General features: G+C 50.4%; 21 protein-coding genes. 10 read left to right on the top strand and 11 right to left on the bottom strand.

Annotation, left to right across the window (positions count from 1 at the left end):
- Positions 1 to 78: 78 nt before the first annotated feature.
- From aceE to yacL, 5 genes are all read left to right on the top strand, one after another.
- Entirely contained in the window at positions 79 to 2742 is a 2664-nt protein-coding gene (gene aceE / locus DES37_RS10840; protein WP_110025793.1) for a pyruvate dehydrogenase (acetyl-transferring), homodimeric type, read from the top strand.
- Between the two features lie 14 nt (positions 2743 to 2756).
- On the top strand, positions 2757 to 4643 hold the full coding sequence (gene aceF, locus DES37_RS10835; RefSeq protein ID WP_110025792.1) for a pyruvate dehydrogenase complex dihydrolipoyllysine-residue acetyltransferase: 1887 nt from the start codon (positions 2757 to 2759) through the stop codon (positions 4641 to 4643).
- Between the two features lie 199 nt (positions 4644 to 4842).
- The gene (gene lpdA / locus DES37_RS10830; protein ID WP_036106878.1) at positions 4843 to 6270 is read left to right on the top strand and encodes a dihydrolipoyl dehydrogenase; all 1428 of its coding nucleotides are present in this window, start codon (positions 4843 to 4845) and stop codon (positions 6268 to 6270) included.
- 268 nt (positions 6271 to 6538) lie between these two features.
- Positions 6539 to 9136, top strand: coding sequence for a bifunctional aconitate hydratase 2/2-methylisocitrate dehydratase (gene acnB / locus DES37_RS10820; protein ID WP_110025791.1), 2598 nt, complete (start codon positions 6539 to 6541; stop codon positions 9134 to 9136).
- Positions 9137 to 9296: 160 nt separating this feature from the next.
- Positions 9297 to 9659, top strand: a complete 363-nt coding sequence (gene yacL, locus DES37_RS10815) for a protein YacL (RefSeq protein WP_036106110.1) — start codon at positions 9297 to 9299, stop codon at positions 9657 to 9659.
- Positions 9660 to 9722: 63 nt separating this feature from the next.
- On the opposite strand, the gene speD is transcribed toward yacL, so the two are convergent.
- From speD to DES37_RS10800, 3 genes are all read right to left on the bottom strand, one after another.
- Complete coding sequence (gene speD, locus DES37_RS10810; RefSeq protein WP_110025790.1) at positions 9723 to 10517, bottom strand: adenosylmethionine decarboxylase; 795 nt, start codon at positions 10515 to 10517, stop codon at positions 9723 to 9725.
- 14 nt (positions 10518 to 10531) lie between these two features.
- Positions 10532 to 11398, bottom strand: coding sequence for a polyamine aminopropyltransferase (gene speE, locus DES37_RS10805; RefSeq protein ID WP_036106105.1), 867 nt, complete (start codon positions 11396 to 11398; stop codon positions 10532 to 10534).
- Between the two features lie 107 nt (positions 11399 to 11505).
- Entirely contained in the window at positions 11506 to 11853 is a 348-nt protein-coding gene (locus DES37_RS10800; RefSeq protein ID WP_036106874.1) for a YacC family pilotin-like protein, read from the bottom strand.
- 148 nt (positions 11854 to 12001) lie between these two features.
- On the opposite strand from DES37_RS10800, the gene cueO reads away from it, so the two are divergent.
- Positions 12002 to 13615 carry a multicopper oxidase CueO gene (cueO, locus tag DES37_RS10795; protein ID WP_110025789.1) on the top strand — a complete coding sequence of 538 codons (1614 nt, stop codon included), beginning with the start codon at positions 12002 to 12004 and terminating at the stop codon, positions 13613 to 13615.
- Positions 13616 to 13738: 123 nt separating this feature from the next.
- Here the strand turns inward: cueO and DES37_RS10790 are convergent, their stop codons facing one another.
- Entirely contained in the window at positions 13739 to 16123 is a 2385-nt protein-coding gene (locus DES37_RS10790; RefSeq protein WP_110025788.1) for a glucose/quinate/shikimate family membrane-bound PQQ-dependent dehydrogenase, read from the bottom strand.
- Between the two features lie 193 nt (positions 16124 to 16316).
- On the opposite strand from DES37_RS10790, the gene hpt reads away from it, so the two are divergent.
- On the top strand, positions 16317 to 16853 hold the full coding sequence (gene hpt / locus DES37_RS10785) for a hypoxanthine phosphoribosyltransferase (RefSeq protein ID WP_170123758.1): 537 nt from the start codon (positions 16317 to 16319) through the stop codon (positions 16851 to 16853).
- 85 nt (positions 16854 to 16938) lie between these two features.
- On the opposite strand, the gene can is transcribed toward hpt, so the two are convergent.
- Positions 16939 to 17601: a carbonate dehydratase gene (gene can / locus DES37_RS10780; protein WP_110025787.1), complete on the bottom strand. Its 663-nt coding sequence runs from the start codon at positions 17599 to 17601 to the stop codon at positions 16939 to 16941.
- 106 nt (positions 17602 to 17707) lie between these two features.
- Between can and DES37_RS10775 the strand changes: the two genes are divergently transcribed.
- The 3 genes from DES37_RS10775 to DES37_RS10765 all read left to right on the top strand — a co-directional run bounded on the left by DES37_RS10775 (position 17708) and on the right by DES37_RS10765 (position 19961).
- Positions 17708 to 18634: an ABC transporter ATP-binding protein gene (locus tag DES37_RS10775; protein ID WP_036106094.1), complete on the top strand. Its 927-nt coding sequence runs from the start codon at positions 17708 to 17710 to the stop codon at positions 18632 to 18634.
- Complete coding sequence (locus tag DES37_RS10770; protein ID WP_036106091.1) at positions 18631 to 19401, top strand: ABC transporter permease; 771 nt, start codon at positions 18631 to 18633, stop codon at positions 19399 to 19401. The genes DES37_RS10775 and DES37_RS10770 overlap by 4 nt, the downstream gene beginning before the upstream one ends.
- Before the next feature lie 119 nt (positions 19402 to 19520).
- Positions 19521 to 19961: a PTS sugar transporter subunit IIA gene (locus tag DES37_RS10765; protein WP_036106868.1), complete on the top strand. Its 441-nt coding sequence runs from the start codon at positions 19521 to 19523 to the stop codon at positions 19959 to 19961.
- Positions 19962 to 20019: 58 nt separating this feature from the next.
- Here DES37_RS10765 and panD read toward each other — a convergent pair whose 3' ends face one another.
- The 6 genes from panD to gluQRS all read right to left on the bottom strand — a co-directional run bounded on the left by panD (position 20020) and on the right by gluQRS (position 25117).
- Positions 20020 to 20400: an aspartate 1-decarboxylase gene (gene panD, locus DES37_RS10760; RefSeq protein WP_036106088.1), complete on the bottom strand. Its 381-nt coding sequence runs from the start codon at positions 20398 to 20400 to the stop codon at positions 20020 to 20022.
- Positions 20401 to 20483: 83 nt separating this feature from the next.
- Positions 20484 to 21338 carry a pantoate--beta-alanine ligase gene (gene panC, locus DES37_RS10755; protein WP_110025786.1) on the bottom strand — a complete coding sequence of 285 codons (855 nt, stop codon included), beginning with the start codon at positions 21336 to 21338 and terminating at the stop codon, positions 20484 to 20486.
- Between the two features lie 12 nt (positions 21339 to 21350).
- Entirely contained in the window at positions 21351 to 22145 is a 795-nt protein-coding gene (gene panB / locus DES37_RS10750) for a 3-methyl-2-oxobutanoate hydroxymethyltransferase (protein WP_110025785.1), read from the bottom strand.
- Positions 22146 to 22296: 151 nt separating this feature from the next.
- Positions 22297 to 22776 (bottom strand): 2-amino-4-hydroxy-6-hydroxymethyldihydropteridine diphosphokinase, encoded by a 480-nt coding sequence (gene folK / locus DES37_RS10745; RefSeq protein WP_110025784.1) that lies wholly within the window; start codon positions 22774 to 22776, stop codon positions 22297 to 22299.
- Positions 22773 to 24170 (bottom strand): polynucleotide adenylyltransferase PcnB, encoded by a 1398-nt coding sequence (gene pcnB, locus DES37_RS10740; RefSeq protein ID WP_072006910.1) that lies wholly within the window; start codon positions 24168 to 24170, stop codon positions 22773 to 22775. The genes folK and pcnB overlap by 4 nt, the downstream gene beginning before the upstream one ends.
- A 50-nt stretch (positions 24171 to 24220) precedes the next feature.
- Positions 24221 to 25117 (bottom strand): tRNA glutamyl-Q(34) synthetase GluQRS, encoded by an 897-nt coding sequence (gluQRS, locus tag DES37_RS10735; RefSeq protein ID WP_036106074.1) that lies wholly within the window; start codon positions 25115 to 25117, stop codon positions 24221 to 24223.
- Positions 25118 to 25125 lie beyond the last annotated feature (8 nt).

The raw sequence follows: 25125 nt of genomic DNA, 5'->3' as shown, positions 1-25125 counted from the left end.
ATTGTGTTTTTACCCCAGGCTGAGAATGCAATGGGACAGGTTCCAGACAATCAACGATTAAAAGATAAGGAATACCCCATGTCAGAACGTTTGCAAAATGACGTGGATCCGATCGAAACTCGCGACTGGCTACAGGCGATCGAATCGGTCATCCGTGAAGAAGGTGTTGAACGTGCGCAGTTCCTGGTTGATCAGTTACTGAGCGAAGCCCGTAAAGGCGGTGTTAAAGTTGCCGCTGGCGCTGGTGCTGGCAGCTACGTCAATACTATTGCCGTTGAAGATGAACCTGAATACCCGGGTAATCTGGACCTGGAACGTCGTATTCGTTCTGCGATTCGCTGGAACGCCATCATGACTGTGCTGCATGCGTCTAAAAAAGACCTGGAGCTGGGCGGTCACATGGCGTCTTACCAGTCTTCTGCCACGTTTTATGAAGTGTGCTTTAACCACTTCTTCCGTGCGCGCAATGAAAAAGATGGCGGTGATCTGGTGTACTTCCAGGGCCACATCTCCCCAGGCGTTTATGCCCGTGCTTTCCTTGAAGGCCGCCTGACTGAAGACCAGATGAATAACTTCCGTCAGGAAGTTCATGGTAATGGTCTGTCTTCTTACCCACACCCGAAACTGATGCCAGAATTCTGGCAGTTCCCGACTGTTTCCATGGGGCTGGGCCCAATCGGTGCCATTTATCAGGCTAAGTTCCTGAAATACCTGGAACACCGTGGCCTGAAAGATACCGCTGCACAGACTGTGTACGCATTCCTTGGCGATGGCGAAATGGATGAACCTGAATCCAAAGGCGCCATCACTATCGCGACTCGTGAAAAACTGGATAACCTGGTTTTCGTCATCAACTGTAACCTGCAGCGTCTTGACGGCCCGGTAACGGGTAACGGCAAAATCATTAACGAACTGGAAGGCATCTTTGGTGGTGCTGGCTGGAACGTGGTTAAAGTGATTTGGGGTGGTCGTTGGGATGAACTGCTGCGTAAAGACACCAGCGGTAAACTGATCCAACTGATGAATGAAACCGTTGATGGTGACTACCAGACCTTTAAATCTAAAGATGGTGCTTACGTTCGCGAACACTTCTTCGGTAAATACCCGGAAACTGCTGCTCTGGTTGCTGACTGGACTGATGACCAGATTTGGGCACTGAACCGTGGTGGTCACGATCCGAAGAAAGTCTATGCTGCACTGAAAAAAGCGCAGGAAACCAAAGGCCAGCCGACTGTTATTCTTGCTCACACCATTAAAGGTTATGGTATGGGTGACGCTGCCGAAGGTAAAAACATCGCCCACCAGGTTAAGAAAATGAACATGGACGGCGTACGCTATGTGCGTGACCGTTTCAATGTGCCTGTTGCTGATGAAGATATCGAAAAACTGCCGTATGTGACTTTTGCTCCGGATTCCGAAGAAGCGAAATACCTGCATGCGCAGCGTGAAAAACTGAACGGCTACCTGCCGACTCGTCAGCCTAAGTTCACTGAAAAACTGGAACTGCCGACGCTGGAAGATTTTGGCCCGCTGCTGGAAGAGCAGAACAAAGAAATCTCCACCACTATCGCGTTTGTGCGTGCACTGAACGTGATGCTGAAAAACAAATCTATCAAAGATCGCCTGGTGCCGATTATCGCCGATGAAGCGCGTACCTTTGGTATGGAAGGTTTGTTCCGTCAGATTGGTATTTACAGCCCGAACGGCCAGCAGTACACCCCGCAGGACCGTGAGCAGGTTGCATACTACAAAGAAGACGAAAAAGGCCAGATTCTGCAGGAAGGGATCAACGAACTGGGTGCCGGCGCATCCTGGCTGGCTGCTGCGACCTCTTACAGCACCAACAACCTGCCGATGATTCCGTTCTACATCTACTACTCCATGTTCGGGTTCCAGCGTATTGGCGACCTGTGCTGGGCTGCTGGTGATCAGCAGGCTCGTGGCTTCCTGATTGGCGGGACTTCAGGCCGTACCACCCTTAACGGTGAAGGTCTGCAGCACGAAGATGGCCACAGCCATATTCAGTCACTGACTATTCCTAACTGTATCTCTTACGACCCGTCTTACGCATACGAAGTTGCGGTTATCATGCATGATGGCCTGGAACGTATGTACGGTGAGAAACAAGAGAACGTTTACTACTACATCACCACTCTGAACGAAAACTACCACATGCCAGCTATGCCGGCAGGTGCCGAGGAAGGTATCCGTAAAGGTATCTATAAACTCGAAACCGTAGCGGGTAGCAAAGGTAAAGTTCAGTTGCTGGGCTCTGGTTCTATCCTGCGTCATGTTCGTGAAGCCGCACAAATTCTGGCTAACGACTACGGTGTGGGTTCTGATGTGTACAGCGTAACCTCCTTCACTGAACTGGCTCGTGATGGACAGGATTGTGAACGCTGGAACATGCTGCACCCGCTGGAAACTCCGCGCGTACCGTACATTGCTCAGGTAATGAACGATGCACCGGCAGTGGCATCTACTGACTATATGAAACTGTTTGCTGAACAGGTTCGTACTTATGTACCGGCTGATGACTACCGTGTACTGGGTACTGACGGCTTTGGTCGCTCTGACAGCCGTGAAAACCTGCGCCACCACTTCGAAGTTGATGCTTCCTATGTGGTTGTAGCGGCACTTGGCGAACTGGCTAAACGTGGCGAAATCGATAAGAAAGTGGTTGCTGATGCAATTGCTAAATTCAACATCGACGCAGAAAAAGTTAACCCACGTCTGGCGTAAGAGGTAAAAGAATAATGGCTATCGAAATCAATGTACCGGACATCGGGGCTGATGAAGTTGAAATCACCGAGATTCTGGTCAAAGTGGGCGACAAAGTAGAAGCAGAACAGTCGCTTATCACCGTAGAAGGCGATAAGGCTTCTATGGAAGTTCCCTCGCCGCAGGCTGGCGTGGTGAAAGAAATCAAAGTTGCGGTGGGTGATAAAACCGAAACCGGCAAACTGATTATGATTTTCGATTCCGCCGACGGTGCAGCAGCAGCTGCACCCGCGCAGGAAGAGAAAAAAGCAGCCGCTCCGGCAGCCGCGCCTGCTGCCGCTGCCGCTAAAGAAGTACACGTACCTGATATCGGCAGTGATGAAGTAGAAGTCACTGAACTGCTGGTTAAAGTGGGTGATACCGTTGAAGCTGAGCAATCTCTGATTACTGTTGAAGGTGACAAAGCTTCAATGGAAGTGCCTGCACCATTTGCGGGTACCGTTAAAGAGATCAAAGTTAACACCGGTGATAAAGTTTCTACCGGCTCACTGATCATGGTCTTCGAAGTTGCAGGTGCCGCTGGCGCTGCGGCTCCAGCACAGGCGGCTGCTCCGGCTGCTGCTGCACCAGCTGTTGCTGGTGGTGCGAAAGACGTACAGGTTCCGGATATCGGTGGTGACGAAGTTGAAGTCACTGAAGTGATGGTGAAAGTTGGCGATAAAGTTGCCGCTGAACAGTCACTGATCACCGTAGAAGGTGACAAGGCTTCAATGGAAGTACCTGCACCGTTTGCTGGTACTGTCAAAGAAATCAAAATCAGCACTGGCGACAAAGTGTCTACCGGTTCACTGATCATGGTCTTCGAAGTAGAAGGCGCTGCACCAGCAGCAGCCCCAGCTGCAGCTCCGGCACCTGCCGCGGCAGCACCGGCTCCGGCGCAAAAAGCGGCAGCACCTGTAGCGAAAGCGGAAGGTAAATCTGAGTTTGCTGAAAACGATGCTTACGTTCACGCAACCCCGCTGATTCGCCGCCTGGCACGTGAATTTGGCGTTAACCTGGCGAAAGTGAAAGGGTCTGGCCGTAAAGGCCGTATCCTGCGCGAAGACGTTCAGGCTTACGTGAAAGATGCCGTTAAACGTGCAGAAGCTGCTCCTGCTGCGGCTACCGGTGGTGGTCTGCCAGGCATGCTGCCATGGCCGAAAGTGGACTTCAGCAAGTTTGGTGAAGTTGAAGAAGTGGAACTGGGCCGTATCCAGAAAATTTCTGGTGCTAACCTGAGCCGTAACTGGGTAATGATCCCGCATGTTACGCACTTCGACAAAACAGATATCACCGATCTGGAAGCATTCCGTAAACAGCAGAATGCTGAAGCAGAGAAACGTAAACTGGACGTGAAATTTACTCCAGTGGTCTTCATCATGAAAGCTGTTGCTGCAGCGCTTGAGCAGATGCCGCGTTTCAACAGCTCTCTGTCTGAAGATGCACAGCGCCTGACTCTGAAAAAATACATCAATATTGGTGTAGCGGTTGATACGCCGAATGGTCTGGTTGTTCCGGTCTTCAAAGACGTGAACAAGAAGAGCATCACTGAGCTGTCTCGTGAACTGACCACCATCTCCAAGAAAGCGCGTGATGGTAAACTGACTGCCGGCGAAATGCAGGGCGGCTGCTTTACTATCTCCAGCATCGGTGGCCTGGGTACTACCCACTTTGCTCCGATTGTTAACGCGCCGGAAGTGGCTATCCTCGGTGTGTCTAAATCAGCGATGGAGCCAGTGTGGAATGGTAAAGAGTTTGTTCCGCGCCTGATGATGCCTATCTCCTTGTCTTTCGACCATCGTGTGATTGACGGTGCTGATGGTGCGCGTTTCATTACCATCATTAACAACACCCTGAGCGACATTCGCCGCCTGGTGATGTAATTAGAGAAAGCCGGCCTGACGGTCGGCTTTTTTCTGGTAACCTCATACCTGTTGTGAGGTTATGCGAGCCAAATTGATTCGTTACCCGTTTGTTGTTTCAAAATTGTTAACAATTTTGTAGAATGCGGACGGATAGAACGTCCCGGTGGATGATGGGCGTAAAGACCAGGGACCGCCGGAAATAAATTAAGAGGTCATGATGAGTACTGAAATTAAAACTCAGGTCGTGGTACTTGGGGCGGGCCCGGCAGGTTACTCTGCGGCCTTTCGTTGCGCTGATTTAGGTCTGGAAACCGTTCTGGTTGAGCGCTACAGCACCCTGGGTGGTGTTTGCCTTAACGTCGGTTGTATCCCTTCAAAAGCTCTCCTGCACGTTGCTAAAGTTATCGAAGAAGCAAAAGCACTGGCTGAACACGGTATTGTATTCGGCGAGCCGCAGACTGATATCGATAAAATCCGTACCTGGAAAGAAAAAGTCATCACTCAGTTGACGGGTGGCCTGGCAGGTATGGCAAAAGGCCGTAAAGTGAAAGTGGTTACTGGCCTGGGTAAATTTACTGGCGCAAACACGCTGGAAGTTGATGGTGAGAATGGCAAAACGGTTATCAATTTTGATAACGCGATTATTGCTGCTGGTTCTCGCCCAGTTCAGCTGCCGTTCATTCCTCATGAAGACCCACGTATTTGGGACTCCACCGATGCACTGGAGCTGAAATCTGTACCGAAACGTATGCTGCTGATGGGCGGTGGTATCATCGGTCTGGAAATGGGTACTGTTTACCATGCGCTGGGTTCACAGATTGACGTGGTCGAAATGTTCGATCAGGTTATTCCTGCCGCAGATAAAGACGTGGTTAAAGTCTTCACCAAACGTATCAGCCAGAAATTCAACCTGATGCTGGAAACGAAAGTGACTGCTGTCGAAGCGAAAGAAGACGGCATCTACGTTTCTATGGAAGGCAAAAAAGCGCCTGCTGAAGCACAGCGTTATGACGCCGTTCTGGTCGCGATTGGCCGTGTACCAAACGGCAAACTGATTGACGCCGGTATGGCGGGTGTTGAAGTTGATGAACGTGGCTTCATCCATGTTGATAAACAAATGCGTACCAATGTGCCGCACATCTACGCTATCGGTGACATCGTTGGTCAACCAATGCTGGCACACAAAGGCGTGCATGAAGGCCATGTGGCGGCTGAAGTTATCGCCGGCATGAAACACTACTTCGACCCGAAAGTGATCCCATCTATTGCTTACACTGAACCTGAAGTTGCATGGGTTGGGATGACAGAAAAAGAAGCGAAAGAGAAGGGTGTTAGCTATGAAACAGCAACCTTCCCGTGGGCGGCATCTGGCCGTGCAATCGCTTCTGATTGCGCTGACGGTATGACTAAACTGATTTTCGATAAAGAAACGCATCGTGTTATCGGTGGCGCTATTGTTGGCACCAACGGCGGTGAGTTACTGGGTGAAATTGGCCTGGCAATCGAAATGGGTTGTGATGCAGAAGATATCGCTCTGACCATTCATGCGCACCCAACACTGCACGAATCTGTTGGCCTTGCGGCTGAAGTATTCGAAGGCAGCATCACCGACTTGCCGAACGCGAAAGCGAAGAAAAAGAAATAAGTCGTGTGAAGACGTAAAGCAAAGACAAAACGGCCCTCTGTGGCCGTTTTTTTTGCGCCAAAAATCGTAAACAAGACAGCAATCTACCGTACTTAACGATTCAGCAAATATTTAATGTTGCTTTTTTGTAAACAGATTAACAGCCCACCGAAATCCTGATATGCTCCCAGTGCGGGACTGGGCTCTTTACCCTACATTCTGAGGTCTCATCGGAAAGTGAAGAGGAGCGTCCGGTGCCGATATGACAATGAGAGCGAGGAGAACCGTCGTGCTAGAAGAATACCGTAAGCACGTAGCTGAGCGTGCTGCAGAAGGTGTTGTACCGAAACCGCTGGATGCAACCCAGATGGCCGCACTGGTAGAGCTGCTGAAGACCCCGCCTGCGGGTGAAGAAGAATTTCTGTTAGATTTACTGACCAACCGAGTCCCTCCGGGTGTTGATGAAGCCGCCTACGTCAAAGCAGGTTTCCTTGCTGCTGTTACTAAAGGCGAAACGACCTCTCCACTGATTACTCCTGAAAAAGCTGTCGAGCTCCTTGGCACAATGCAGGGGGGGTATAACATCCATCCGTTGGTGGAAGCGCTGGACGATAACAAACTGGCGCCCGTTGCTGCTAAAGCGCTGTCTCACACCCTGTTAATGTTTGATAATTTTTACGACGTTGAAGAAAAAGCGAAAAATGGCAACGTCTTCGCCAAACAGGTTGTACAGTCCTGGGCCGATGCCGAGTGGTTCCTGTCCCGCCCGAAACTGGCTGATAAAATTACCGTTACTGTATTTAAAGTGACAGGTGAAACCAACACCGATGACCTGTCTCCGGCACCTGATGCCTGGTCCCGCCCGGATATCCCGTTGCATGCACTGGCTATGCTCAAGAACGCCCGTGATGGCATTGAGCCAGACCAGCCCGGCAGCGTAGGCCCGATTAAGCAGATTGAAGCGTTGCAACAAAAAGGCTTCCCGCTGGCGTACGTCGGGGATGTCGTAGGTACAGGTTCATCGCGTAAATCTGCAACTAACTCCGTTTTGTGGTTTATGGGTGATGACATCCCTGGTGTGCCTAACAAACGTGGTGGTGGGGTTGTGCTGGGTGGCAAAATTGCGCCAATCTTCTTCAACACTATGGAAGATGCCGGTGCGCTGCCTGTTGAGGTTGACGTATCAAACCTGAATATGGGCGATGTCATTGATATCTACCCGTATAAAGGTGAGGTTTGCCGCCACGATTCAAGTGAAGTACTGGCAACCTTTGAGCTGAAAACAGACGTTCTGCTGGATGAAGTGCGTGCTGGTGGGCGTATTCCGCTGATCATCGGCCGCGGGCTGACCACTAAAGCGCGTGAGTCCCTTGGCCTTGAGCACAGCGATGTGTTCCGCAAAGCGAAAGATGTTGCCGACAGTAACCGTGGCTTCTCCCTGGCGCAAAAAATGGTTGGCCGTGCTTGTGGGGTTGCCGGTATTCGTCCGGGCCAGTATTGCGAACCGAAAATGACGTCTGTTGGTTCACAAGATACCACCGGGCCGATGACCCGTGATGAGCTGAAAGACCTGGCATGCCTTGGCTTCTCTGCTGACCTGGTGATGCAGTCATTCTGCCACACTGCTGCTTATCCAAAACCGGTTGACGTACAAACTCACCACACCCTGCCAGATTTTATTATGAACCGTGGCGGTGTGTCCCTGCGTCCGGGCGACGGTATTATTCACTCCTGGCTGAACCGCATGCTGCTGCCGGATACCGTTGGTACCGGTGGGGATTCCCATACCCGTTTCCCGATTGGGATCTCGTTCCCGGCAGGCTCCGGGCTGGTGGCTTTCGCTGCGGCAACAGGTGTTATGCCGCTGGATATGCCGGAATCGGTGCTGGTGCGTTTCTCCGGAAAAATGCAGCCGGGTATCACTCTGCGTGATCTGGTTCATGCTATTCCGCTGTACGCCATTCGCCAGGGTCTGTTAACGGTTGAGAAGAAAGGTAAGAAAAACATCTTCTCTGGCCGTATTCTGGAAATCGAAGGCCTGCCCACACTCAAAGTTGAACAGGCATTTGAACTGGCGGATGCCTCGGCAGAACGTTCTGCAGCGGGCTGTACTATCAAGCTGGATAAAGACCCGATCACTGAATACCTCAATTCCAACATCGTTCTGCTGAAATGGATGATCGCGGAAGGTTACGGTGACCGCCGTACTCTGGAACGCCGTATTCAGGGTATGGAAAAATGGCTGGCCGACCCGCAGTTGCTGGAAGGTGATGTCGATGCGGAATATGCCGCTGTGATAGACATTAATCTGGATGAGATCAAAGAGCCGATTCTGTGCGCGCCGAACGATCCTGATGATGCGCGTTTGTTGTCTGATGTTGCGGGCAGCAAAATTGATGAAGTCTTTATTGGTTCCTGTATGACCAACATCGGCCACTTCCGTGCGGCCGGTAAGTTGCTCGACAGCCATAAAGGCCAGTTGCCAACGCGTTTGTGGGTTGCTCCCCCGACACGTATGGATGCCGCACAGCTAACGGAAGAAGGTTATTACAGCGTATTCGGTAAGAGTGGCGCTCGTATTGAAATCCCAGGCTGTTCACTGTGTATGGGTAACCAGGCACGTGTTGCGGACGGGGCGACAGTTGTGTCGACTTCCACCCGTAACTTCCCGAACCGTTTAGGTACCGGGGCGAATGTTTACCTGGCTTCTGCAGAACTGGCCGCGGTTGCATCTCTGCTCGGTAAATTACCGACACCTCAGGAATACCAGGCCTTTATGGAGCAAGTCGATAAGACAGCGACAGATACCTACCGTTACCTGAACTTTGACCGCCTGTCTCAGTATACGGAAAAAGCAGATGGCGTGATTTTCCAGACCACCGTCTGACTTTCAACCCTGCCATAATGTAGAATCCCTTTCCCTTCGGGGGGAGGGATTCTTTTTTTTAAGTTGTCACCGTCCCCGCTTTTTTTCTGGTGTTTGACTGAGATAATAGCGTTGTCAAAGCCCGCCTGCAGGTTGGGGCACGCATAGAGAGGAACACATTATGGACTATGAGTTTATGCGGGATGTTACTGGCGTGGTAAAAGTGCGTATGTCGATGGGTCATGAGGCAATCGGCCACTGGTTTAACGAAGAAGTGAAAGAGAACCTGGAGCTGCTGGATGAAGTAGAGCAGGCTGCGCGTACAGTAAAAGGGAGTGAGCGCCACTGGCAACGGACCGGGCATGAATACACGCTGTGGCTGGATGGTGAAGAAGTGATGGTGCGGGCCAACCAACTGGATTTTTCGGGCGATGAAATCGAAGAAGGGATGAGTTACTACGACGAAGAAAGCCTGGCGATGTGTGGTGTAGAAGATTTCTTACAGGTTGTCGCCGCGTATAAACGCTTTTTAGCGGGAAAATAAGCAGATAACTACGCTCCCGGAAATTAAAAGCCCTGCATTTCGCAGGGCCTGAATCTGTTAGTGTTACATTGCCGGAATATTGCGGCCGTAATAAATTTCGCGCATCTCTTTCCATAACAGATCCGTTATCACTTTACGTTCTGCGGCGGTTAAATCTTCTGGCCGGGTATGGAACATATAGTGTTTCAGATCGAATTCTTTCAACAGCATCTTGGTGTGAAAGATATTCTCCTGGTAAACATTCACATCCACCATGTCGTACAGCGACTTCATATCTTCAGACATAAAATTCTGAATAGAATTTATCTCATGGTCGATGAAGTGTTTCATGCCGTTAATATCCCGGGTAAAGCCCCTGACGCGGTAGTCAATGGTGACGATATCGGATTCTAACTGGTGGATAAGGTAATTCAGTGCCTTCAGGGGGGAAATAACACCACAAGTGGAGACTTCAATATCTGCACGGAAAGTACATAAATCCCCTTCAGGATGGCTTTCCGGATAAGTGTGCACGCAAATGTGGCTTTTATCCAGGTGAGCAACGACGGCTTCAGGCAGTGGCCCTGGGTGTTCAGATTTATCTATGTGTAGTGGGTCAATGGGTTCTTCACTGACCAGAATTGTCACGCTGGCACCCTGCGGTTCATAATCCTGGCGGGCAATATTCAGAATATTAGCGCCAATAATTGAACAGGTTTCGCTCAGAATCTCTGTCAAACGGTTGGCATTATACAACTCATCAATATAAGCAATATAGCCATCACGCTCAGCGGGTGTCTTGGCATAACAGATATCGTAGATACAAAAACTCAGGCTTTTAGTCAGATTATTAAAGCCATGTAGTTTCAGCTTTTTCAATTTCGCTCACCTCCTCAGGAATCGGGGCCAGAAAGGGCATTAAGTAAATACTGGGGCAGGGCAAACGCCGCAGTGTGAATTGCCGGGTTGTAATAACGGCAAGTCAGGCTGGCCTGGCGGAAACGTGCCTGAATGATTTCGGTACGCAGATGGCGCAGTGCCGTATTATCAGTCGCCCAGGCAAATGTCATTACGCCGCCGTAATAGGTGGGGATAGCGGCCTGGTAAAAGCTGACATCACCAAAATAATTGCTCAGTTTGCGGTGGCTGCCGATAGCTTCATCCTGTTGCAGGAAGCACACACCATTTTGGGCAACAAAAACACCGCCAGGCGTGAGGCAACGTTTACACCCTTCGTAAAATGCGGAAGTAAACAGGCTTTCACCGGGGCCAATCGGGTCAGTGCAGTCAGAAATGATGACGTCAAACGTTTGCGTGGTTTGGTTAACAAAATTCACACCATCGTCAATAACCAGCTTAAAGCGTGGGTCGTCATAGGCACCGGCATTGTGGTGTGGCAGGTACTGGCGGCAGAAGGACACAACGCCTGCATCAATTTCCACCATCGTAATGGTTTCAACATTTTTATGGCGGCAGACTTCACGTAACATTGCACCATCACCACCACCGATAATCAGCACATGCTTTGCCTGGCCGTGAGCCAGCAAAGGTACGTGGGTCATCATTTCGTGGTAAATGAACTCGTCGCGTTCAGTTGTTTGTACCACGCCATCCAGCGCCATTACGCGCCCAAATGCGCTATTTTCGAAGATTACCAGATCCTGGTGATCTGTCTTTTCATGGTACAGCACATTATCAACAGCAAAGTACTGACCAAATTGATCGTGTAGCGTTTCATGCCACTGGCGGTTATCAGCCATAGGTTGGCACCTCCTTCATTAACACCCGGATAAAATGGGCGCAACATCATAACGAACAATGACCGCGCATGCACGGTCATTATTTCAGCGAAGGGGCCAGAGGTGGGCTATTTTACGTAGGCCAGCAAACTCAGTGAATCGCGGGCCAGCGATTTGCATTTTTTAGCGGTGGGAATCGCAATACCGCTTAAATCGCGGTAACTCTCTTCCCCCATTTTTTTCATATTAAAACTGTCATAATTACTCAGGTCCCACTGATTTTGCTGTGCAAAGAAAATCAAAGCATGGCGAATTTGGTCATTGGGTAAATCCTGATAACCGCAATCATTCTTTAAATACACAAAAACGGCTGTCAAATCAGCCATATCTTCGGCTTCTGCTTCATTTAACGCCTGGCTGGCGGTGGAGAAACCTAACAAGCTTCCCAGGAGGGTTATTTTAACAAACGTCTTCATTGCGCTGACCACGTGATTGCGGAAATAAAACGTTAGCATATTTACAGTTTTCGGGAAGTGATTTCTTGTTTTTAACGTGGATTGACCTTCCTGTTAGGTCAGGGTTTAGACTGTGGTCATTATGTCATCACCTGCAATGGAGAAAAGAATGCGACGTCGTGAGTTTATTAAGTATTCAGCTGCTTTGGGCGCACTGAGTGCAATACCCGTCTGGGCCAGAACGCCAGTCTTTTCTGAACGCCCTGCATTACCAGTACCAGACCTTCTCCAGGCAGATATCCACGGTAAAATTCGCTTACGGATTCAGGCAGGAAAAACACTTTTTAATGGGAAACAGGCCACAACCTGGGGATATAACGGCAATCTTTTGGGCCCGGCGCTGGCACTGAAAAAAGGGGCTGCGGTGACAGTGGAAATGCACAATGCACTTTCACAACCTACCACTGTGCACTGGCATGGTCTGGCTATTCCCGGAAGTGTGGATGGTGGCCCGCAAGGCATTATCGCACCAGGTGCAACCCGAACAGTCACGTTTACACCAGACCAGGCAGCGTCTACTTGTTGGTTTCATCCCCATTACCATAAACATACCGGCCAACAGGTCGCGATGGGGCTGGCCGGGCTGGTATTGATTGATGATGCTGCACAGGGCGCGTTGCGGCTACCGAAGCAGTGGGGGATCGATGATGTACCACTGATCATTCAGGACAAGCGCTTTACCCCTGCCGGGGAAATTGATTATCAACTGGATGTGATGACTGCGGCGGTTGGCTGGTTTGGCGATACATTATTGTGTAACGGTGCTGAATATCCGCAACATGCGCCACCACGCGGTTGGTTACGGCTGCGTTTACTAAATGGCTGTAATGCGCGTTCGTTGACGATTGCCGCCAGCGATAATCGCCCTTTCTATGTGATAGCCAGCGATGGCGGGCTATTACCTGAACCGGTCAAAGTCACTTCATTGCCGTTATTGATGGGGGAACGCTTTGAGATAATGGTCGATACCAGTGATGGCACCCCATTTGATTTGGTGACTCTCCCAGTCAGCCAAATGGGCATGGCATTGCCTCCTTTTGATAAACCTTGCCCGGTCGTTGGTATTCGCCCACTGCGTATTCCGGCATCGGGGGATTTACCCGATACACTGGTGGCGTTACCTGCACTACCAGCTCTGGAAGGCCTGACTCAGCGTGTTTTGACACTAAGTATGGATCCACGGTTGGACAGCCAGGGGATGCAGGCTTTGAAGGACAAATATGGTCAGCAGGCGATTGGCTGTATGAACATGTCAGGCATGAATATGCATGATGCCAGCGATATGAACAGCATGCCGGGGATGTCTGGCATGAAAGGGATGCCAGAAACCCATCATATGAGTAATTCAGCAATGGAGCAGGGGGCATTTGATCTCTATACCGCCAACCGTATTAATGGTAAAGCCTTCGATATGAACCACCCTGCGTTTCATGTACCTCTTGGCCGTTATGAACGCTGGGTTATCTCCGGGGAAGGCGACATGATGTTGCACCCTTTCCATATTCATGGCATGCAATTCCGTATATTAACTGAAAATGGCCAGCCGCCCGCTGCGCATCGCCGGGGATGGAAGGACACTGTGCGGGTCGAAGGTGGGCGCAGTGAAGTGCTGGTGCGTTTTGATTATGTCGCCAGCGCTGAACATGCTTACATGGCTCATTGCCACCTGTTAGAACACGAAGATACAGGCATGATGCTGGGCTTTACTGTGGGCGAGGCTTAAGCAAACTGAGTAACTGGTTGTTATTGAAAAAGGGCCGGTCACCTCTAAATAGTGGCCGGCCCTTTTATTGGTTGCAGAATAGTATTGCGCCTTATTTCTGCATGCTATCGGTCATGCGGCAGGTTATTTCTGGTCTGGCAGTGCCCAGGCAATAATATAATCACCCAGTTTGGTGCCAAACGAGCCATGCCCGCCTGCGGCTATCAGTACATACTGCTTACCGTTGACTTCATATGTCATCGGTGTTGCCTGGCCGCCTGCTGGCAAACGTGCCTCCCAGAGTTTTTTCCCGTTACTCATGTTGTAAGCTCGCAGGTAGTTATCTGCGGTTGCACCAATAAACAGAACATTACCGGCTGTTGAAATTGGCGCACCCAGCATTGGCATACCCATCCGGAAAGGTAACGGCACTGGTGAGCTGTCACGCACGGTACCAATACGTTTTTTCCATACAACCTGGTTGGTTTTCAGATCCAGAGCGGAAATATAACCCCAGGCCGGTTGTTTACAGGGCAGACCAAACGGCGACAAGAAAGCATTCAGTGTTACACCATAAGGTACACCGTACTGGGGCTGGATACCGGATTCAGTACCTGAACCTTTGGCATCTTTCGGCGGCTCCATTGGGTTACCCGGGCCACGTGGAACCAGGCGAGAGACGAAAGGCAGCGCCATTGGGTTAGCAATAGCCACCTGGCGTTGTGGATCAATGGAGATACCACCCCATTCAAACATACCAAGGTTACCCGGGAAGACCAGCGTACCTTGCTCTGACGGCGGAGTGAAAATGCCATCATAACGCAGGCGGTGGAACATCACGCGGCAAACTAACTGGTCATACATTGTCGCGCCCCACATGTCCGCACCGGTCAGTTTTTTGGCCGGGCGGAAAGTCAGGTCAGAGAACGGCTGAGTGGGGGAAACATGGTCACCTTTAGCGGCACCCTGAGGAACCGGTTTTTCCGGTGCCGGCACAATAGGTTTACCGGTGCGGCGGTCCAGCACAAAGATATTACCGGTTTTCGCCGGGGCATAAATTGCCGGAATGGTATTGCCATTTTTATCTTTGATATCAGCCAGTGTCGGCTGGGCAGGCATGTCCATATCCCACAGGTCGTGGTGAACAGTTTGATATGACCAGGCAAGCTTACCGGTAGAGGCATTCAGCGCAACAATGCTGCTGGCATAACGCTCCTGCTCAGGCGTACGGTTACCACCCCAAATATCAGGTGTGGTGACACCCATCGGCAAATAGACCAGGTCCAGTTTGGCATCATAAGACGCCGGAGCCCAGGAGTTAGGTGAATTCAGCGTAAAGTGATGTTCATCTGCCGGAATAGCATTCGGGTCTTTGGCACCAGGGTCAAATGCCCAGACCAGTTTCCCGGTATTTACGTCAAAACCACGGATGACGCCAGACGGCTCACGGGTTGAGAAGTTGTCGGTTACCGCTCCCGCAATCACAATCACTTTGTCAGTAACAACTGGAGGCGAAGTGGGTTCGTACATACCCGGCGTGGTAACCGGCATGTTAGTTTGCAGGTTCAGCACACCTTTGTTGGCGAAGGTTTCGCACAATTTACCGGTGTCTGCATTCAGGGCAAATAAGCGCCCGTCATTCACCGGCAGAAGGATCCGGTGGGGGCAGTCAGCAACCACGTCTGCGGGCGCGTTCTCCGGGGTTGCCTCATGGTAAGACACACCACGACAGGTCACATGCTGGAATGACGGGTCGGTTTTCAGTTGTGGGTCAAACGACCATTTCTCTTTCCCGGTTGCGGCATCCAGTGCAAACAGGCGCTGATGCGGAGTACACAGATAAAGCGTGTCACGAATTTTAATCGGGGTGACTTCATCAGTGATTTCTACCGGGTCACTGGCTGTCTTCAGATCGCCAGTTCGAAAACTCCAGGCTTCTTTTAACTGATGAACGTTGGTGTCGTTAATTTGGTTCAGTGGAGAGTAACGCTGCCCTTCCTGAGTACGGCCATAAGCAGGCCAGTCTCCATCTGCCACGGTGCTGGTTTGCTGTGTGGCGGAGGTGGTGTCATTGCTCAGCGTACCATTGATTTCTTGCGGGTCGTTGAAAATTGCCCATCCAAGAATAATGCCGCTTACCACCAGGCTGACACCCAGGGTAGGAATAGCCAGCGACGAAGGTGTGGCAAGGCGACGCCAGATAAAGGGCAAAATTAACCAGATGCCGAAGAACACCAGAATATCGCAGCGCGGCGTCAGTGCCCAGAAATCGAAACCAACTTCCCAGACAGACCATATCATGGTGCAAAGTAAGAATGCCCCGTACAACACAAGAGCGGAGCGCTTGCCACGCCATACCAGTGCTGCCGTGAGTAACATTACGATACCCGCAATGGGGTAGTACCAGGAGCCGCCAATGGCGACGAGCCAAATCCCGCCAATCAACAGATACAACCCTGTTAATAATGCAAACAGTGCCGTAATGATGACGAGCCAACGTGACTGCGTAGCTTCTTTATTTACAGACATAAACACTCTTTTAATAATTAAGACGTATTTAATTATAGTCATTAACAAATGTGATGTGCATCACAAAATTTGCTTTTTGATCCGGCTGAGCGTTACACAGCGTTTGCTGTTATACTTCCCCGGCAAATTCATGATGCTGGCTAATAAGTGACCAGTGTTTGATGATTTATATTTAAATCATATGGTTATAGAAATGAAACATACTGTTGAAGTGATGATTCCGGCGGCGGAAATCAAGGCGCGAGTTGAAGCGTTGGGGCGTCAGATCACTGAGCATTACCGTGACCGTGGTAATGAAATGGTGCTGGTTGGGTTGTTGCGCGGGTCATTTATGTTTATGGCCGACCTGTGCCGTGAAGTTCATGTTCCGCACGAAGTTGACTTTATGACTGCCTCCAGTTACGGCAGCGGCATGTCCAGTACGCGTGATGTCAAAATTCTCAAAGACCTGGATGAAGATATCCGCGGTAAAGATATTTTGATTGTGGAAGACATCATCGACTCTGGTAATACCCTCAGTAAAGTACGTGAAATATTGAGCCTGCGTGAGCCAAAATCACTGGCTATCTGTACTTTGCTGGACAAACCATCACGCCGCGAAGTGAACGTGAATGTGGAGTATGTCGGTTTTTCTATTCCGGATGAGTTCGTGGTGGGCTACGGCATTGACTACGCGCAAAATTACCGCCACTTGCCATATATTGGTAAAGTCACTTTGCTGGATGAGTGATACTAACGGCACTTGCATAATTCAGGCTTAACATCGCTGCGTTTTAGCACAAATAGGAAAGGGGCGAATCATGCCCCTTTTGCTATTATTTGTGGCTCTGGTGTGTGAGCTTCAGGTTAGAAATACCATTACGGTATTGTTGTTCAAGGCCAGAACGGCTGGTGGCGGAGACATCCAGGTCGCGTAGTAAACCATCATGGATACCGTAAACCCAGCCGTGAAGAGCGACTTTTTGGCCACGTTTCCAGGCTGACTGCATAATGGTAGAGTGGCCCAGGTTATAGACCTGTTCCATCACATTCAGCTCGCACAATGTGTCCATGCGGCGTTCTTGTGGGAGTTCTCCCAGTAATGTGCTGTGTTTGAACCAGATATCACGAATATGCAGTAACCAGTTATCTATTAACCCCAATTCCGGGTTTTCAACAGCAGCCTGAACACCCCCACAGCCATAGTGGCCACAAATAATAATGTGTTCGACTTCCAGCACATCGACTGCATACTGGACAACAGAGAGGCAGTTCAAATCAGTATGAATGACCAGATTTGCAACATTGCGATGCACAAAGATTTCACCGGGCTCCAACCCGGTCAGGCGTTCAGCAGGAACGCGGCTGTCGGAGCAACCTATCCATAGAAAGCGTGGCTTTTGAGACAGTGCCAGTTGTTCAAAGAATCCAGGTTCTTCTTCTTTTAATAACCTGGACCAGACACGGTTATTGCTGATGAGTGTTTCAATATCTTTCATGGAGGTTTCTGACCTGTCAACAGATAGACGCATTGGACTACAATAAGCAATTCGATTTTATGTTAAACCACACAGACAGTGTAATAATCAAGGTAATTGGTAACCTATGACGTATGCACTTGAGTTAGAACAACTCAAAAAAATCTACCCGGGTGGTGTTCAGGCGCTGCGCGGCATTGATTTAACCGTTGAAGCCGGTGACTTTTATGCGCTGCTCGGACCTAATGGTGCGGGCAAATCAACAACTATTGGCATTATCAGCTCCCTGGTAAATAAAACCTCAGGCCAGGTGCGGGTGTTTGGTTATGACCTGGACCGGGACGTTGTGAATGCCAAACGTCAGTTGGGCCTGGTGCCGCAGGAATTTAACTTCAATCCCTTTGAAACTGTCCAGCAAATTGTGGTTAACCAGGCGGGATATTATGGGGTTGAACGCCACGAAGCCGTCAGGCGCAGTGAAAAATACCTCAACCAACTGGATCTGTGGGAAAAACGCAACGAGCGCGCCCGAATGTTATCGGGTGGGATGAAGCGTCGCCTGATGATTGCCCGTGCACTGATGCATGAGCCGCGTTTGCTGATCCTCGATGAACCGACTGCGGGTGTCGATATTGAACTGCGCCGTTCTATGTGGGGCTTTCTGAAGGATCTGAACGATCAGGGGACGACAATTATCCTCACAACCCATTATCTTGAAGAGGCGGAAATGTTGTGCCGCAATATTGGGATTATTCAAAGTGGTGAGTTAGTTGAAAATACCTCAATGAAGGCGCTGCTTTCTAAACTGAAGTCTGAGACTTTCCTGCTGGATCTGGCACCGAAAAGTCCGCTGCCTGTACTGGATGGTTACAATTATCGTCTGGTTGATACCGCAACGCTTGAAGTAGAAATCTTGCGGGAACAAGGGATAAACAGTGTGTTCAGCCAGTTAAGTAAACAGGGTGTTCAGGTATTAAGTATGCGCAACAAGGCAAACCGCCTGGAAGAGCTGTTCGTTACGCTGGTGCATGAGAAAAAAGGAGGCCAGGAATGATGCAGCTGTACTGGGTTGCGTTAAAAAGTATCTGGACCAAAGAGATCCATCGCTTTATGCGTATTTGGGTTCAGACACTGGTGCCACCTGTTATCACCATGACACTCTATTTTATTATTTTCGGTAACCTGATTGGTTCGCGTATTGGTGAAATGCATGGGTTTACTTACATGCAGTTTATTGTGCCCGGGTTGATCATGATGTCGGTTATCACCAACTCCTACGCGAATGTGGCCTCATCATTTTTTAGCGCCAAATTTCAGCGTAATATTGAGGAGTTACTGGTTGCACCGGTACCGACTCATGTTGTAATTGCCGGGTTTATTGGTGGGGGTGTGGCGCGTGGTTTGTGTGTTGGGGTGTTGGTAACGGCGGTTTCGTTATTCTTTGTCCCTTTCCAGGTACATTCATGGTTATTTGTTGCCCTGACACTGCTACTGACCACTATCCTGTTTTCACTGGCTGGTTTGCTGAATGCTATTTTTGCCAAAACATTTGATGATATCAGCCTGATTCCTACATTCGTGCTGACACCACTGACGTATTTGGGCGGGGTATTTTATTCCCTGACTTTATTGCCGCCGTTCTGGCGCGGATTATCTCATCTGAACCCTATCGTTTACATGATAAGTGGTTTCCGCTTTGGTTTTCTGGGTATAGCTGATGTTTCGCTGAGCTTCACCGTAGCGGTATTAGTCGGCTTTATTGCGTTATTTTACGCGTTATGCTGGTTTTTAATTCAGCGTGGGCGCGGTCTGCGCAGTTAGTTTTTCATTTCTTTCGTCCCCGGTGATATTTTGCCGGGGAAACCTGCCATTATTGATAAACGTCACAACATCATTATTCCTGTCTGGCACACTGGTATGGTACTTCAGGAGGATGGATGATGCTGGGTTGGGTAATTGCCTGCCATAATAATATGGCACTGGAAATTCGGGATGCGCTGGAAGCGCAGGCAGGTGTGTTGCCACAATGTTGTACGGTGAATTTTTGGCCCGAAATGAGTAATAATATGCTCAGCCGTGCTATGTGTGACGCATTGCATAATACCGACAGCGGCGATGGCGTGATTTTTTTGACCGACCTGCCAGCAGCACCACCTTACCGTGCAGCTGCATTACTAAGCCATAAACACCCGGGGTGTGAGGTTATTTGCGGTATTTCACTGGCGTTGTTGCAGTCTATGTTGCCAGCCAGGGAAACCCTTACCAGCGAGCAATTTCGCCAGCAAATTGTGGCAGCCGGGGGCGACAGCGTAACCAGCTTATGGCACCAGCAGCAGAAAAACCCACCGTTTGTTCTTATCAAACCCGGTTCCCACAGTTAGTGCAGGCGGGCGCTTTTTTATGAACCAGGGCTGGTTGAACCAACCCTGGTATACGCAATCAGGCGACCTGTACCGGTACAGCTTTTGCCTGGCGTTTCATTTCATTTTCACCATCGAAATAAGCGACTTTCGGGTGCCAGTCGCGGGCCTGTTCATCAGGCACGTCTACATAGCTGGCGATAATCAGTATGTCGCCAACATCTGCACAGTGTGCTGCTGCACCGTTTACTGAGATGATTTTCGAACCGCGTTCGCCAGCAATAGCGTAGGTTGAAAAACGTTTCCCGTTGGTGACGTTATAGATATCAATGGCTTCATACTCAAGAATCCCGGCCGCCTCAAGGAAATCTTTGTCGATGGCGCAGGACCCTTCGTAATGTAAGTCTGCCAGAGTCACTTTGACACGATGGAGTTTGCCTTGCAGCATTTTGCGAATCATAGTTTAAACCTTTGTGGCATTGACTGACGGTGTGCCTCAACACACCGGAACCAGGGCAGTATTGCCCGTTTTATGTACACTGTCTAGCGTGTCAGTGTAACGACCATATTATCAATCAGGCGTGCCTGCCCGAGCCAGGCCGCCATCAGAATAACAGCGGCTTTGCTTTGTTCACTCAGTGCTTCAAGCGAGCCTGCATCACGAATTTGCAAATCATCGCTACGCAGACCTTTTTCATTTAATGCGTTGGCTGCCAGAGCCAGAATTTCATCCAGATCTCGTTCTCCCTGACGCAGTTTTTCCGCAACAGTGTTCATCACCTGGTACAGCCCAGGCGCGAGTTTTCGCTGCTCACTGGTCAGGTAACCATTGCGTGAACTGAGTGCCAGGCCATCTTTCGCGCGCACAATAGGTACGCCAACAATCTCTGTGCCATAGCCCATATCTGCCACCATTTTGCGAATCAGAGCCAGTTGCTGGTAGTCTTTCTCACCAAAGCAGGCAACATCAGGCTGAACCAGGTTCAGTAACTTGCTGACAATGGTCGCAACACCGCGGAAATGACCGGGGCGGCTGGCACCTTCCAGCATGGTGGAGAGCCCGGGAACTTCTACATAGGTCTGGGTATCCATCCCCTGAGGGTAGATTTCGGATGGCGCGGGTGCAAAGACCAGATCCACACGGCGGCGATTGAGCTTTTCACAATCTTCCTGCAGTGTGCGCGGGTAACGCGCCAGGTCATCCGCCCGGTCAAATTGCATTGGGTTCACAAAAACAGAAACAACAACAATATCGGCATGGCGACGGGCTTCATCAACCAGTGTCATATGGCCATCGTGCAGGTTGCCCATAGTGGGAACCAGCGCAATGCGCTTTCCTGCCTGCCGCCATTCACGAATGTGTTGGCGCAGGACGCTGAGTGATTCAACAATTAACACAACGTACTCCCGTTACTGAAAACTATGTTCTTCACCCGGATAAACACCCGTTTCGACTTCGTGAACGTAAGCCCGAACGGCTGCGCGTATGTCACCGGCTTCACGAAGAAAATCTTTAGCGAATTTAGGAATATGACCCCCGGTGATCCCGAACGCATCATGCATCACAAGAATCTGCCCATCGGTGACATTACCTGCACCAATGCCAATCACCGGAATCGATAACGCTTGTGTTACCCGTTCAGCTAAAGCTACCGGAACACACTCCAGCACCAGCATTTGTGCCCCTGCCGCTTCAAGTGCTTTGGCGTCATCAAACAGGGTTTCTGCGGCAGCGGTATCACGGCCCTGAACTTTATAACCACCGAAGATATTCACTGACTGTGGCGTCAGCCCCAGGTGGCCGCAAACCGGCACAGCGCGCTCGGTGAGCATACGCACGGTATCTGCAAGCCAGCTCCCCCCTTCGATTTTTACCATATTGGCCCCGGCACGCATCACGGTTGCCGCGTTCTCAAAGGCTTGTTCCGGCGTGGCATACGCCATAAAAGGCAAATCAGCCAGCAGCAGGCATTCTGGCGCACCACGGCGTACTGCGGTTGTGTGATAGGCAATATCTGCAACTGTTACAGGCAAAGTGGAATCGTGCCCTTGTACGGTCATCCCCAGAGAATCACCGACCAGCATTACCCGAATCCCTTCATCGAAAAAGAGTTTTGCAAAACTAAAATCGTAGGCGGTTATAGTCGCAAATTTCTTGTTCTGGTCTTTTAGCTGGCGCAGGTGAGTCATGGTGGTTGGTTTCATGGTTACCCCGTCGCATCATAGGAAAAATATAGGACAGGGCATTCTAGAAGAATGTGGGAGGGGGTGTTAGTTATTTTGCGCTGAATTAGGTTGACGGGTGGCTGGAAAAGCAGCAATTGACTGACTGAAATGATCCAGCTCGAAAAAAAGCCTACCAGCGCTCTGGCGGGGTATCTTTCAGGCGGGACAGGCAGCCACGCAAACTTTGCCCGTCGGGGAAAAATAAATCAGGAGCCAGCTGGAACAAAGGCCAGAGCATGAACATACGATGCTTCATATCGTAATGCGGGATGGTCAGGCGCTCATTCTCAATGGTGTCATTGCCATACAGCATGATATCCAGATCCAGCGTCCGTGGCCCCCAGCGTTCTGCTTTACGTACCCGGCCTTGCTGGCGTTCAATTTCTTGCGTGTTATCCAGCAAAGCCAGTGGTGAGAGCGTTGTATCCAGCGCAACGGCGGCATTCAGGTAATCAGGTTGATCCTGTGGGCCAAGGGGCGGGGTGCGAAAAAAAGGCGAGACAGCAACCACCTGGCTTTCAGGCAGTTGTTTCAGTGCATCAATGGCTGCCTCTACCTGGTTCAGTGGTGATGCCAGGTTGCTGCCAATAGCAATATAAACCCGTGTCATGAATTGCCTTCACGTTTCGGGATTCTCCGGCGCGGGCGATGGCGCTTGCGACGAGCAGGGCTGTCATCACCTAACTGGTTCAGCATCTCTTTTTGAGCCGGAGGCGTTGCGGCCTGGAATTCCCCCCACCATTGAGCAAGGCGCTGTAATTCTGGGTTACGCTCTGCTTCAGCCCGCATTTCCAGTAAATCGTATGCTGCACGGAATTTTGGATGTTCCATCAATTTCCATGCACGTTTACCCTGGCGGCGTGAAAGGCGTAATTGTAATTGCCAGATATCACGGATAATGGTGGTAATGCGTTTCGGAATGGCCAGTGAGCGGCACGCTTCGTCCAGCAGATCATTCATGGCCAGTGAAAAAGCGTCAAACCAGGTCAAACCACCTTCATGGGCAATTTTTTGCGACATTTCCAGTTGGGGATACCAGTAAATCGCCGCAAACAAAAACGCCGGGTTCACGCGCAAATCATTTTGCAAACGTGAGTCGGTGTTCTTGAGTACCCGGGTGATGATCCGCTCCATTGGACTGTCACCTTGCTCGGTGAAATAGCGTGCAATCCCCGGAAACAGTGGTTGAAAAAGTTGGTACTGGCACAGTAACTGATAAGTCCGGTAGCCATAACCTGCCTGCAGCATTTTCAGCGATTCTTCAAACAGGCGGGCAGGGGGAACATCATTAAGCAGAGAAGCGAGACGTGGAATCGGCTCGGCTGTTTCCGGGCTGATTGTCATATTCAGCTTGGCGGCAAAACGAACAGCCCGCAGCATGCGAACCGGGTCTTCCCGGTAACGTGTTTCCGGGTCGCCAATCAGGCGAATAATGCCTTCCTGCAGGTCTTGCAGGCCGCCGACATAATCACGAATAGTAAAGTCAGCAACATTGTAATAGAGGCTGTTAATCGTAAAGTCACGCCGTTGGGCATCTTCTTCAATGGACCCGAAGATGTTATCGCGCAGCAGCATGCCATTCTGGCCGAGCTGAGATGTGGTTCTGTCGCTGTCATGTAATTCATGATGACCACGGAAGGTGGCAACTTCGATAATTTCCGGGCCGAACATGACATGAGCCAGGCGAAACCGGCGCCCGACCAGGCGACAATTACGGAACAGTTTGCGCACCTGCTCCGGAGTGGCACTTGTTGTGACATCAAAATCTTTTGGGCGCGCGCCGAGGAGTAAATCCCGGACACCACCGCCTACCAGCAGCGCTTCATAGCCTGCTTTATTCAGCCGGTAAAGTACCTTGAGGGCATTTTCACTGATATCTTTGCGGGAGATCGTATGCTGTTCTCGCGGGATAACGGTCATCTTCGGTTGCATAAGCACCTCAGGAGCTTCAGACTCCTCGCGGTTTAGCACCTTACGGCAAAAATTAGCGACTCGGGTAAAAATGTTGCACCTCTGTGTATCGTGGTCGGGATAAAACAGCGGCTAATCATAGCTCAGTGTTCACCATTTGAGAATGCCGGATTCGCGCTGACCGTAGCCGGAACATCACTTAATTGCCAGTTTTTTACTGCAAAAGCCAGCAACTCACCAGTATTCAGGTCTTGCCAGCCGCCAGGAACGGGTTGGTTAAGAAATGCCAGAGCCTGGGTAAGAACGGGCCTTGGGTCGCCTTGTGGCAGTGCTGGCGCATGGTTTTGCTTGGATAATTTATCGCCATGCGCGTTACAGGCAAGGGGTAAATGAATATAGCCGGGCTCAGCCCAGCCAAAAGACCGGTATAACGCTATTTGGCGCACTGTTGGTTCAATCAGGTCGGCACCACGCACAATTTCTGTTACCCCCTGGAAATGGTCATCCACCACAACCGCCAGGTTGTAGGCGAACAGCCCATCGCGCCGGTGAATGATAAAATCTTCCCGGGCCATTGCATCGCTGGCGTCAATATTGCCACGCAATTTATCGTGAAAATGAGTAACCGGGTGGGTTTGCCGTAGCCGAATTGCAGCATGCTCGCCGCTATGGTGTTTATCCCGGCACCAGCCTGGGTAAAAACCACCACTGGCCTGAATTTGGGCGCGGGTACAAGTACAAAAATAGCTCATGTTCTGGCTTGCCAGCCAGTGCAGGGCATCCTGATATGCCTGGTGGCGGTGCGATTGCCACAATACTTCGCCATCCCAGAACAACCCATAATGTTCAAGCTGGCGCAAAATAGTGGTGGCAGCGCCCGGTACTTCACGAGGCGGGTCGATATCTTCAATGCGAACCAGCCAGACTCCCTGGCAGGAACGAGCCTGGAGATAACTGCCTAACGCAGCAACCAGGGAACCGAAATGTAACTCGCCAGAAGGTGAGGGGGCGAAACGCCCAATATAACTGTTTGCAGACATGATTCAGC

Origin of the sequence: Mangrovibacter plantisponsor (assembly GCF_003182475.1) — a bacterium.
GTDB lineage: Bacteria > Pseudomonadota > Gammaproteobacteria > Enterobacterales > Enterobacteriaceae > Mangrovibacter > Mangrovibacter plantisponsor.
The sequence above is the reverse complement of the archived record's forward strand: the minus strand, read 5'-3'. Positions and strand labels throughout refer to the sequence as shown.